At 40.1% G+C, this 12,305-nt stretch carries 10 protein-coding genes; 6 read left to right on the top strand and 4 right to left on the bottom strand.

Annotation, left to right across the window (positions count from 1 at the left end; translation table 11 throughout):
- Positions 1–7 precede the first annotated feature (7 nt).
- From LX92_RS01730 to LX92_RS01720, 3 genes are all read right to left on the bottom strand, one after another.
- Positions 8–1,612: a sodium:solute symporter gene (locus LX92_RS01730; RefSeq protein WP_109648546.1), complete on the bottom strand. Its 1,605-nt coding sequence runs from the start codon at positions 1,610–1,612 to the stop codon at positions 8–10.
- Positions 1,613–1,719: 107 nt separating this feature from the next.
- The gene (locus tag LX92_RS01725) at positions 1,720–3,033 is read right to left on the bottom strand and encodes an MGH1-like glycoside hydrolase domain-containing protein (protein WP_109648545.1); all 1,314 of its coding nucleotides are present in this window, start codon (positions 3,031–3,033) and stop codon (positions 1,720–1,722) included.
- An 88-nt stretch (positions 3,034–3,121) separates the two neighbouring features.
- On the bottom strand, positions 3,122–5,716 hold the full coding sequence (locus LX92_RS01720; RefSeq protein WP_109648544.1) for a TonB-dependent receptor: 2,595 nt from the start codon (positions 5,714–5,716) through the stop codon (positions 3,122–3,124).
- A gap of 199 nt (positions 5,717–5,915) precedes the next feature.
- Between LX92_RS01720 and LX92_RS01715 the strand changes: the two genes are divergently transcribed.
- Positions 5,916–6,941, top strand: a complete 1,026-nt coding sequence (locus LX92_RS01715) for a LacI family DNA-binding transcriptional regulator (protein ID WP_109648543.1) — start codon at positions 5,916–5,918, stop codon at positions 6,939–6,941.
- A gap of 3 nt (positions 6,942–6,944) precedes the next feature.
- Here LX92_RS01715 and LX92_RS01710 read toward each other — a convergent pair whose 3' ends face one another.
- Complete coding sequence (locus tag LX92_RS01710) at positions 6,945–7,742, bottom strand: universal stress protein (protein ID WP_109648542.1); 798 nt, start codon at positions 7,740–7,742, stop codon at positions 6,945–6,947.
- 53 nt (positions 7,743–7,795) lie between these two features.
- Between LX92_RS01710 and LX92_RS01705 the strand changes: the two genes are divergently transcribed.
- The 5 genes from LX92_RS01705 to LX92_RS01685 all read left to right on the top strand — a co-directional run bounded on the left by LX92_RS01705 (position 7,796) and on the right by LX92_RS01685 (position 12,275).
- On the top strand, positions 7,796–8,296 hold the full coding sequence (locus LX92_RS01705) for a GNAT family N-acetyltransferase (protein WP_109648541.1): 501 nt from the start codon (positions 7,796–7,798) through the stop codon (positions 8,294–8,296).
- A 15-nt stretch (positions 8,297–8,311) separates the two neighbouring features.
- A complete protein-coding gene (locus tag LX92_RS01700) occupies positions 8,312–9,646 on the top strand; it encodes an MATE family efflux transporter (protein WP_109648540.1) in 1,335 nt (444 codons plus the stop codon).
- A 22-nt stretch (positions 9,647–9,668) separates the two neighbouring features.
- Positions 9,669–10,436, top strand: coding sequence for an enoyl-CoA hydratase/isomerase family protein (locus tag LX92_RS01695; RefSeq protein ID WP_109648539.1), 768 nt, complete (start codon positions 9,669–9,671; stop codon positions 10,434–10,436).
- A gap of 180 nt (positions 10,437–10,616) precedes the next feature.
- Positions 10,617–11,045 (top strand): DUF3592 domain-containing protein, encoded by a 429-nt coding sequence (locus LX92_RS01690; protein ID WP_109648538.1) that lies wholly within the window; start codon positions 10,617–10,619, stop codon positions 11,043–11,045.
- 69 nt (positions 11,046–11,114) lie between these two features.
- Positions 11,115–12,275, top strand: a complete 1,161-nt coding sequence (locus tag LX92_RS01685) for a Gfo/Idh/MocA family protein (protein WP_170117776.1) — start codon at positions 11,115–11,117, stop codon at positions 12,273–12,275.
- Positions 12,276–12,305: the final 30 nt, after the last annotated feature.

The raw sequence follows: 12,305 nt of genomic DNA, 5'->3' as shown, positions 1-12,305 counted from the left end.
GTTAAAATTAATGCAATAATTCAGGTAGAAAAATACTGAATAGGACAATGGCAATAAAAAACCCTACCAAGATAAGCACTTCCTTTCGCCCAGAATAATAAACCACCTCCAAGCCTTGGTTGACGTTTCTTTTAACCACCAAACTTATAACATAAGCAACTACCAAGGTCATAATACACCCTAGTGCATTCCACCAAAACCAGAATATCTCGGGCACATATAACCAAAGATAAATATTGAACAACACACCTACTACGATACCAATATTGGCACCAAGTGCATGTGTTCTTTTGGTTAGGATTGCCAAGATAAAGGCAGCCAAGATAGGACCATAGAAAACAGAGCTTATCTTGTTGATCACTTCGATTACCGTTCCTTCTATATTACCAGCAAAAAAAGCGAAAAACAAACAGACCAGTCCCCAAAAGATGGATAGAAACCTGGATGTACGCACATATTGGTCACCTTCCATTTCGGGTTTAAAACGTTTAACAAAATCTTCCATGGTGACTGCGGAAAGCGAATTTACCGTTGAACTCAATGAAGACATGGCTGCGGACATGATCGCAACGATCAGAATACCGATAATGCCATTTGGTAAATATTTTATAATGAAGACAGGAACCATTAAATCGGCCTTTTTACCCTCTAAAGAACTTATGTTACTCTGGTAAACACTATTGATCAATTCCTGAAAATTCGCATCTTGCATCAATAAGGTACCCAATACCAGCCCCATAATACAATAGGTCAACGTTAATGGAAAACGCACCAATCCATTGGCAAGCAACAACTTTTTTATGGTTGGCATATCCTTAGCGGATAATAAGCGTTGTGATTGTGTCTGATCGGTACCATAATAGGACGCATAAAGGAAAAAACCACCAATGGCCATAGGCCAAAAACCGAATTCATCATTTTTATCCCCATTGCTAAAGCCCCACTTGGTAAAGTCAACGGCGGTAAGACGGTCTTTGTCTACATGGGTAAGGAAATTCTCAAAACCCCCAAGCTCACTAATACCATAAACCAAACAAATAACGATGCCCATAAACAATATCACCATTTGGATGACATCACCCCAAATGACGGCTTTCATACCCCCTTGAAAAGAATATATCAGGGTAATTACCCCAATGATCAATACCGAAATCCAAAAGTCGACCCCAATGGTCGCTTGTAAAATCAACGCCATAGTATAGACCATTACCCCCGTAGCCACAGACCTACTGATTTGAAAGACCAAACTGATCAACAAACGTGAGGAAGCATCAAATCTTTTTTCCAAATATTCATAAACACTTACGATTCCTGATTTATACAGGGTGGGGATTATGGCAATCAATAAAAATGCCATCGCCAACGGCACCCCAAACTCATAGGTTAACCATTGCATTCCCCCGCCTTCCTTTAATCCTACGAATGCAGGTGCGGAAATAAAACTGATGGCAGACAATTGTGTGGCCATCGTGGATAAACTTAACGGCAACCATCCCATACTTCTACCACCTAAGAAATAATCACCTGAATTCTTATTCTCTTTAAAAAAGTACCCTATTCCTAGAAATGCAACAAGGTAAACGACGATGATGATGTAATCTAAATAGTTCATACCTTAATTTGTAATACTAATTCGGTTTTCTTCTTTTCGTGCAATTAATCCTTAAAATACAATCCTTAGTGAAATGAGGGTCTGCATAATTGTGGGTCATGACACTATTATCCCTCTTTTAAAAGATCCAATAGCAATGCTGCACTCCACGAGAAATTATTGCCCCCATAGCCTGTTCGCTGAGATTCCCCTGTATCTTTTCTGCAATCGAAATATTCAAAAAACCCATCACGTTCTATCAAAGCTATGGAATCTTGTCTCACACGTTCCGCAATTTCATCAAAACGGTAATTTTTCAGTCCATAATACAAAACCCAGTTCATATTGATCCATACGGGTCCCCGCCAATACTTTTTGGGATTGAACCGTTCATTGGTAGGGTCAAAAGAAGCACAGAGGTATTTACCCTCACCCCCAAACCTCTCCATCATGGTTTTCACCAAAATTTCAGCTCTTTCTTGATCCGGTATATTGGCGAACAAAGGTGAAAAGGAGGAGGAAGAAACAAAACGAATAGGCTTGCCATTTCTTAAATCATAGTGCACGTAAGCTCCAAGCTCTGAGTCGAACAATTTATTATTAAAATTTCGGATACTCATTTTCTGCCATTGTTGCAAGGTCTTTTCTTTATCCCCATTACCCCCTATAAGCTTATAAAGTTCCAATAAAGCTTCATTAGATTTGATCAACATGGCATTGAACAATGGATCTTGTACTAAAAAAGGTGATAATTCCGCAATTCTTGCATCATCATAATTATGTTCCTTCGCAATATCAATAAGATATAAATAATGATCATATTCACGTTTTGTTGGTCTTTGGGAGGCATCTACATGGGTAGTGTCCCTACGTTCAAAAGTGTATTCTGGCGGATTCATCGTACTCCATATATCATCCCAAACGGGGGAATTATCCGTGCCTGACTCCCAATTATGGTATATATAGACCAGACCCTCGTTATGGGGGTCTCTATTTTCATAAAAATAAACATGGTTAGCATAAACCTTATCAATATGGTCCTTGACAAAAGCCAGCATATCTTGCTTGTCTTCAGCAATTCGATACATTTCCTGTAAAACGAAACCGGTTACCGGTGGTTGTGTCATCCCGGTAGACCTATACTTTTTTGAGGAAAGTGGGTGCCGTTCTGACTGATGAAAATCGGGTCCTGGAAAATAAGAGTCATTATCACTGTGAAAAACAATATGGGGTATAAAACCATTTTCCCATTGGGCATCCAGCAACGAATGAATCTCTGTTTTTGCCTTTTCAACATCATAATGGGCAAAGCCTATGGCTATAAACCCTGAATCCCATTTCCATTGAAAAGGATAAAGTCCCTTACTTGGAATTGTAAAGCCACCTTCTTGAAAATTGGCATCCAATACCTCAATGGCCCTCTTTCTTAAATTTTCTTTCATAAATTGAATCTGATAAAAACATTGGCGGCTTTAGACCGCCAATGACTTTAGAATTAAAAAAACTAACTTAAACTAACAGGAACTATTTTTAAAAAGTGAATGTTACATTAAAGAATAAACGCGTAGGTAAAACAGGTCTGCCAACAAAGAATTCTTCTTCGGTCTGATTATTGCCTAATCTTGGTGAACCTTCTGTAATACCGTCAGAATCGAACAAATTGAAGACTTGTGTACCTACCCGTAATGTTTCCCCATCTTCACCCAGATCAAAAGTATACCCAAGGTTAAGGTTGGCTATCCCAATGGCATCCAATTCTATGGCATTGGTTTCATTCGTGAACTTTTTACCGGTATAATTGTAATTAAAGCCAGCATCAACTATGGCATTATCATAATCAAACCCGAAAGAACTGACTACTTTTGGCTGTCTTCTCAATTGATTTCCTTCAATTGAAGGGTCATTTTCCGACTTTGTTACTTCATGATCTTGGTAGGTAAAAGATCCATTAAAGGAAAGGTCATCAAGCAATCTCCAATTCCAAGTTCCTTCAAAACCAATGGTACTTGTGTCCTGCGTATCTACTTCCTCTATGAAGCCCCCTCCAGGCGCATTCACAAAGCTTATTGACCTTCTATCCTTCAAACTAACTGAATATACTGCAGCCGTACCTGAAAAACTTCCCTTGCCATATTTTACACCTAACTCTCCTTGAAGGATTTTCTCAGTTTCATAAGAGGCAGGATTTCCTAAAGCATCAAACTTGGTACCCCTTAATTCAGGAAAGAAATACCCTCTGGAAAAGTTACCATATGCACTCAAATTGTCATTTACCTTATATAATGCGGCAGCGGCCAGGGCAAAATCATTCGCTGAAACATGACCTCTTGTAAAACTACCGTTACCCCAGGTGACATTATCCAAGTTGGCAATTCCGGTATCATCAACTTCATAGGAAGCAGTACCTTCGTTCTCAATATCCCCTGAAGCCCTTTCATAGCGCAAACCAAAATCCAGATTCCAACGGTCCAACTTAATCTCATCAGCAATAAAAGCTGCGATTTTATTGCTGGAAATATTTCTGTTTGTATATGCGGTTCCCCTATTGGTTACACCATTAATACTATAATCAGAAACATTCACCATTCTTGGCCTATTGCTATACTCCCCTAGATAATTGGTGATTACATTAAAATCCCCAGCACTTGAACGGGACATAAAGGTACCCAGTGTAATATTGTGGTTCCCGGCTGTTTTTGTCAACTTAATATCTGCCATCAGCTCTTTCAATGGCCTTTGTCTATCTAAAATTCGATTTTCAAAAAGAAGTGCATCGGAATCTAAGGCTTCGCCATTCAGAAAAGTAAAATCCCCAGATGCCAATCCCCTTGCATCTAAATATTCTTGCTGGGTCTCTACTACCTTGGCACCGCCTACCCCACTACCATCCAAAAATAAATTGAACTGATGCTCATATTTTGAATAGCGCAACTTGGCATCCAACTTCAGGTCATTGTCAAAACCATGTTTAAAATTAGCCATAACATAGGACCCCTGTGTAGCCACACCTTCTTCAATTGGGGAACTATAAATTCCATCGGGGGTTTGATAGGAAATATCAGAGGCTTCCGCTGTCTGTAACGTAAATATTTTATTGCCATCATTGCCTACGGGTCGTTTACGGGTACCTCCTTCCAATGGATAAGGAAGGAAAAATTGTACCTGATCATCGATAAACTGACCTGAAATCGTGATCGAGCCCTTTTCGGTCATATGTTTAAGATTACCTCTTAACTGGAACCCTTCAGTGGGTAATCCTGTGATAAGTGGACCTTCATCATAACGGTAAAAACCGGAAAGCGCATAAAATGTTTTGGAATCCCCGCCTCCAAGAGGGCCACTGGTAACAAAATCAGCCTTATACCTCGAATTGGAAGCCACTTCGGTCCTTATCGTGGTTTTTTGCTGAACGGTACCTGTAATACTTGTGTAGTTAATAATTCCCGCAACAGAACCAACGCCATACAAAATGGAGGAACCACCACGGACAAATTCCAAGCTTTTCATACCGATGTCATTTCTGAAATAAACATCATGAGCTGAGGAATTTAACCCAAAAGTACTCAGTACGGGCATTCCATCTATTTGTAAAGGATTAAATTGATACTGACCACCAGAGGGAAGACCCCTCACAAAAATATTGGAGGCCACTTCACCACCGCCGCCCTCTGCGGTGATTCCCGGCACACTTCTTAGTACATCGGCCTGACTACTCGTATTCACCTTCGCCAATTGTTTCGCTCCCAATGAAGTAACAGATAATGGTGTTTCCTTTTGTGATCTTCTTGTGGAGGTAGCCGTTAAAAGAACCTCATCCAATTGTTCCCCTCCCTCTTCCAAAATAAAATCCATATTAACCGTGGAACCGGTAAGTAGAATACTTTTTGAAACGGTTAAATATCCCAGATAGGATATCCTAATGGTTTGTTCACCTTCTGCATCGGTATTAAAACTAAAATTACCATCAAAATCCGATGTGGTTCCCGAAGTACTTCCAACTAGAATAATGTTCGCCCCTGGTATGGGCTCTCCTGAACTGTCAGTTACGTTCCCTGTGATTTCGGTCTGGGCAAAGCTAATTGTCCCTATTAGAAGACCGATTACCGCAAAAATAATTTTCTTCATAATTATTGAGTTTATAGTGATTAGTTCGACTGTTATATTACTATATCTACAATCTGACGGTAAATTTATTGGTATATCGCATTATTGATGCTAATTTATTGCCATATTCTTATGCAAACGTTTGCGACAACGTTTGCAATTTGTTTTGTAACTTAGTTTTCCTGCCCTAAAAACACATAAACCCTTGAATTATAAGATTATGGCCAAAAAAAGAACTACAACCCTAAAAGAATTGGCAAACGAACTAAAGCTCTCCATTTCCACAGTATCCAGGGCTTTGAATGATCATCCTGATATTAGTCCCGCCACAAAGGAAATCGTAAAAAATTTGGCGAAAAAAAAGCATTACGCACCGAATCTTTTTGCAAGGGGTTTCCGGTCGCAGGAAACCCATATTTTAGGGGTTATCGTACCAAACATATCCCACTTGTTCACCTCAACAATTTTAAAAGGTATTTTAGAAGAAGCCGAATTTAGAGGCTATCGTGTCATTATCTCCGAATCACAGAACAATGAATCCAAACAAATTGAGATGTTAAAAACGATGACCCAGTTCGGTGTAGACGGCATTTTAATGTCATTAGCGAAAAAAACCGCTGCCTTGGATGCCATTCTACAAATCCTGAACCATAAACCTATGGTCCTTTTTGATAAAGTTTCTGATAAAATACCCTGTACCCAAATTGTAATCGACGAAGAAGAAGCTGCTTACAATGCCGTTGAACATCTTATCAACCTAGGAAAAAAAAGGATTGCCATCCTTAAGGAAACTGAAAACTCCTTTAATTCTGAAAAAAGATATGCCGGCTATTTAAGAGCTTTGCGAAACAACGAAATAGCCATCGATGAAAAGATAATACTCAGCACTGAGGACATTTCATTAAAGAATGGCAGTAGACTAACCAGAATGCTCCTAAGTTTAAAGAAAAGGCCCGACGCCATTTTTGCCATTACCGACAACGCAGCCATAGGGGCCATTAAAGCACTTCATAAATTCAATGTAAAGATACCCCAGGAAATCGCCGTGGTGGGATTCAGCAATTCGGTAAATTCCACAATCATACAACCTGCCTTGACCACTGTGGACCAACCTGGTGATAGAATTGGGCGTACTGCCGTTGCATACCTGATTAAAGAAATAGAAAACCCAGATAATGATGAAGCGATCAAAACGGTAGAAATCAAAACCAGCCTATTGGTTCGCGATTCATCCTTTACCGCCTAAAAATCAATATTTCTTGACACTCAGGATCAAAACCGGAATCGGTACCGAGAATTCAGATTTACTGATGGTATTCTTTTCCCATAGCTTAACGAAAAAGCCCCTTTTTCTTCTGAAAACACAAAGTAAATCGGGATGTTTGGACTGAAAATGCTCCATGACACCAAGATATGTAGTAGCATTCTCTGTTACGGTAAGATTAGAACATAAATCCATCAATGCCGTATTCACCTTTAAATCGTCATCAGTATACTCGGGTGTTTTAACCAACAACAAATTTACTGTCGCATCATGTTTTTTCTGAATCGTTATTAATGGATTCAAAATCCGCTTACGTTTTAAGACACCGGATTTAAATGCGGTCAGGATACTTTTAAAGGGTATGTATTTGGCGCCTTGAGGAACAATCAACGCAGGAATATCGGTCCTTTTAATTATTTTACCCGAGGTGTTGCCAAGATAAAGACCTTCATGGACATGGTTACTCTTGGGAGAAAGTATGATCAGGTCGATACCTAGTTCCTTGTTTATTTTCATGATGCCATCGACCAACTCCCCATTGAATGTTGCGATTTTGATATCAACATTTCGGGAATCCACTTGATCGATAACGCCCTTGATCCGCTCTTTACCGCTCTTCGCCAATCTTTCGGAAATATTGGCCAGGCTACCCGCCTTTGCACTAATATTAAAAGCATCCATCACATATATTTTTGCCGAAAAATCAGCGGCAAAATCAACAGCATATTGTAATGTTTCCGTAACGTTGGGTAAGGTACCAATGGGGACAAGAATATTTCGCATAGCGGCAATTATTGATTAATACTTTAAATTTACAATTAAAATAAATCCTATTTGTGATTCGTCGTGCAAAGATATCGGAAATTCATGACATTTTAAATGTTACCAAGGAATGTGCGGCATATATGATCCAAAACGGCATTTACCAATGGAATGGGAATTACCCCTCTAAAAAAGCCTTTGAAAAAGACATCGAACGCTCCGAATTGTATGTGCTCGAGAAAGAAGAACGTATCATCGGCACACTCGTTATCTCGACTTTAATGGACGAGGAATATCGCCCCATTCAATGGCTCACCCCCAACAACAAGAACATTTATATCCACAGATTGGCCATACTTCCCGGGCAACAAGGGAAAGGTTTTGCCCAAAAATTGATGGACCATGCCGAGAACCATGCCCGAGAACACGGATTTATATCTGTTCGTTTAGATACATTCAGCCAAAACAAACGCAACCAAAGGTTTTATGAAGCCCGTGGATATCGTAAACTTGCAGACATTTATTTCCCCAAACAAAGTGAACATCCATTTCATTGTTATGAATTGGTATTATAATCCCAAAATATACTTTTGAAAACAGTCGTAAACTTTAAAACAATCAACAAACTGGCGATTCCTGCCACCATAGCGGGTATTGCCGAACCCATTCTCTCTATTACCGATACTGCCATCGTAGGCAACATCCCTGTTGACGGTGTCGAGTCCCTTGCCGCTGCCGGAATCGTAGGTTCTTTTTTATCGATGTTGATATGGATTTTGGGACAGACACGCAGTGCCATTTCTGCCATTATCTCCCAATATTTGGGTGCCGGCAAATTGGAAGAGGTAAAGACCTTGCCCGCGCAGGCCATATTTTTGAATATCGTTTTGAGTATCATCATCCTCTTATCGACCATTTTCATTGTTGACGAAATCTTTCAGTTGATGAACGCCTCTGGAAAAATACTGAACTATTGCATTTCCTATTATTCCATACGGGTATGGGGATTCCCCCTAACATTATTCGTGTTTGCCGTCATGGGCATATTTCGAGGCCTACAAAACACCTATTATCCCATGTTGATAGCCATTGTAGGGGCCGTACTTAATATAGGCCTGGATTTTATGTTGGTATATGGCATAGATGGCATCGTAGAGGCTATGTACCTGGAAGGTGCCGCATGGGCCAGTTTAATTGCCCAAGGAATCATGGCCATCATGGCTTTTGTTCTTTTATTGACCAAAACGGATATAAGCCTGAAAATCCGATTTCCATTGCACAAGGAATTAAATCGATTAATATTCATGAGCCTTAATCTTTTTGTTCGGGCAATAGCCTTGAATGTTGCCCTGATTTTAGCGGTAAGGGAAGCAACGGCTCTTGGTGACAACTATATCGGTGCACATACCATTGCCATAAACCTTTGGCTTTTTTCTGCCTTTTTTATTGATGGTTATGGTGCGGCGGGCAACATTATGGGAGGACGTTTGTTTGGGGCAGGAAATTATGATGGACTCTGGTTACTCGCAAAGAAAATAATGAAATATGGCTTTATAGTAAGCATCCTATTGATGCTTTTGGGATTCGCGTTTTATACTCCTATCGGCCATATTTTCTCAAATGAGACAGCTGTGCTCCAAACATTCTACAGTATCTTTTTCATTGTGATCATTGGACTGCCCATTAACACCATGGCCTTTGTTTTTGATGGTGTTTTTAAAGGTTTGGGTGAAATGAAATATCTTAGGAATGTATTGTTGGCAGCAACCTTCCTTGGTTTTGTACCGACATTGTTCTTGACCAAATATGCACATTGGGGCTTATATGGAATATGGATAGCACTTACCGTATGGATGGTCATCCGTGGTGGTGCATTGGTTTGGAAGTTTAGAAGAAAGTTTCGTCCCTTGTTGCAAAACACCTAATTTTGAATAAAATATAATATATATGGGTACTGACAGAGCAAACGGAAGCCTTTATACCACAATTGACAATAAAGTGGCTACAGTTGAATTTGGCCATCCTGCGGGCAATTCATTTGTTACTGAATTATTGGATCGCCTTACCACTGAAATCAACACCTTGTCCAACAATGAAAACATTTCCGTCATTATCCTGCGTTCTGAAGGCAAACGGGCCTTCTGCGGGGGGGCATCCTTTGATGAACTGACAGCCATAGAAAATCTGGAAGAAGGCGAAAAATTCTTTAGTGGCTTTGCCCATGTCATCAATGCCATGCGCAAATGCAAAAAGGTCATTATTGGTCGTGTCCAAGGGAAAACGGTTGGGGGCGGGGTTGGTCTTGCAGCGGCCTGCGACTACGTTTTCGCTTCGATTGAAGCTTCTATTCGACTGTCTGAATTAACCATTGGCATAGCGCCATTGGTGATTGCACCTGCAGTACAACGTAAAATAGGGACAGCGGCCTTATCCGAACTCTCGTTGGCCCCAACAGAATGGCAAAATGCCTATTGGGCCAAAGAAAAAGGATTGTTTGCCAAGGTCTTCGATTCTATCAAGGAAATGGACAAAGAGATCGATTTCTTTACCCATCAATTATCCAACTACAATCCTGAAGCATTGTATAAATGGAAAAAAGTACTTTGGGAAGATACCGACCACTGGGATAAGCTACTTACCGAAAGGGCAGCAATTTCCGGATCATTGGTATTATCCGATTTCACATCAAAAGCTCTATCCAAATACAAGAAATAATAAACCTTACGTATATCCGTTTTATTTATCAAAAAACATCGACATGGAGATATTGAACTTCCTAAACGGGAACCTTGTTTTTCCCTTATTGGCATTTTTTATTGTGGTGATCTATTTTGTGAATCGTATCCGTTCCCGAAGAAAATACAAAAGGTAATTCCGTTTTAACCAACGCTGGCCATGACCACTAACTCCCATGCTATGTGGGTATTTTTCTACGCATTCCTTTTTTTAATAGGGGCTTCATTATCCTATCTGGCCTATTCCCAATACCGACAAACACAGGGGTTATTGGCTAAAGGCACAAAAACAATGGCTACCGTTGTTGGCTTTATCGAAACCCAAAGCGAAAACAACACCATGTACAAACCGGTTTTTGAGTTTTTGGATAGATCCCAGATCAAGCACACCTATATCAGTTCCATTAGCTCTTACCCAGCCCCGTATAAAATTGGGGATAGGATAAAGATTACCTATAACCCGAAAAATAGCGAAGACGTAAAAACCATTTCCTTCTGGGGGTTATACCGTTGGAGCGTCATTTGTTTTATGATTGCAGCTCCCTTTTTGATACTTGGTGGTAGTTATTTGTTGTATAGTAGGGGCTGATATTATCGCAATAGGTTCAGATTGCACCAATACTTCAGTATATTTGGTTACATCAATAACTAAATGACCATGTATTCTTCCAGCCTACTTCTAAAGACAATTCCCTTTTTTATCCTGATGATCACAACTGGTTCTGGTTTTCCAAAAGATAGTGCAACTCATCCCCAAATCCATAATGAAACCAAACCACTAAAAGTTGGCATTATTGGGTTGGTGCATGATCATGTACACTGGGTATTAGGTAGGGAAAAGATTGGGGATATTGAAATAGTAGGCATTGTTGAGCCCAACACGGCATTAGCCATTAAATACAGTAAGCAATACGGATTTTCGATGGATTTGGTTTTTGCTTCGATGCAAGAAATGGCCAAAGCCAGAAAACCGGAAGCCGTCATGGCCTTCAATTCGGTTTACGATCATTTGAAAGTCGTCGAATTCTTTGCCCCCAAAGGAATCGATATTATGGTTGAAAAACCCATGGCCGTCAATGTTGCCCACGCCAAGAAAATGATTGCCTTGGCAAAAAAGCACCAAATTCATTTAATGACCAATTATGAGACTTCCTGGTATGCCAGTAATGCCAAGGCCTTCGAGATTATCGATAAAGGCAATACTATTGGTGGAATAGGGAAAATCGTTTTTAATACGGGTCATCCGGGTCCAAAGGAAATAGGCTGTAGTAAGGAATTTTTAGCGTGGTTGACCGACCCCGTATTGAATGGTGGGGGAGCCTTACCCGATTTTGGTTGTTATGGGGCAAACCTATCCACATACATTATGAAGGGAGAAACCCCGGAAACGGTTACCTGCATAACCCAACAAACAAAACCTGACCTATACCCAAAGGTAGAGGATGATGCAATCATTGTCTTGACCTACCCTAAAACCCAAGTCGTTATCCAGGCTTCATGGAATTGGTCGCACAGCAGAAAAGATATGGCGATCTATGGCAAACACGGTTATGTGATTTGTGAAAACAACGAAGACATGAAAATCATGGCCAATGAAAAAGATGGTCCAAAATCGATAAAAGCCGACCCCCTGCCCAAAGGAGTACATGATCCTTTTGCCTATTTTTCAAAACTGGTAAGGGAAGACTTTCCGCTCAAAAGATATGATTTGGGCTCCATGGAAAACAATTTGATTGTGGTTCAAATCTTGGAAGCGGCGAAACAGGCTGCCAAAACAGGACAAACCGTCGTTTGGAATGAATATTTCAAGCCAGAATAATTTAGAAACTTATTTCTTGATTGTACCGAA

It is taken from the genome of Maribacter polysiphoniae, from assembly GCF_003148665.1.
In the GTDB taxonomy this organism is placed as follows: Bacteria; Bacteroidota; Bacteroidia; order Flavobacteriales; family Flavobacteriaceae; genus Maribacter_A; species Maribacter_A polysiphoniae.
Note: the sequence above shows the minus strand (reverse complement) of the source record. Positions and strands in the feature narration are given on the sequence as shown.

Excerpts from the sequence above, each read along its gene's own strand:
- LX92_RS01730 (WP_109648546.1), bottom strand. The coding sequence starts at position 1,612 with ATGAACTATTTAGATTACATCATCATCGTCGTTTACCTTGTTGCATTT.
- LX92_RS01725 (WP_109648545.1), bottom strand. The coding sequence starts at position 3,033 with ATGAAAGAAAATTTAAGAAAGAGGGCCATTGAGGTATTGGATGCCAAT.
- LX92_RS01720 (WP_109648544.1), bottom strand. The coding sequence starts at position 5,716 with ATGAAGAAAATTATTTTTGCGGTAATCGGTCTTCTAATAGGGACAATT.
- LX92_RS01715 (WP_109648543.1), top strand. The coding sequence starts at position 5,916 with ATGGCCAAAAAAAGAACTACAACCCTAAAAGAATTGGCAAACGAACTA.
- LX92_RS01710 (WP_109648542.1), bottom strand. The coding sequence starts at position 7,742 with ATGCGAAATATTCTTGTCCCCATTGGTACCTTACCCAACGTTACGGAA.
- LX92_RS01695 (WP_109648539.1), top strand. The coding sequence starts at position 9,669 with ATGGGTACTGACAGAGCAAACGGAAGCCTTTATACCACAATTGACAAT.
- LX92_RS01690 (WP_109648538.1), top strand. The coding sequence starts at position 10,617 with ATGACCACTAACTCCCATGCTATGTGGGTATTTTTCTACGCATTCCTT.
- LX92_RS01685 (WP_170117776.1), top strand. The coding sequence starts at position 11,115 with ATGTATTCTTCCAGCCTACTTCTAAAGACAATTCCCTTTTTTATCCTG.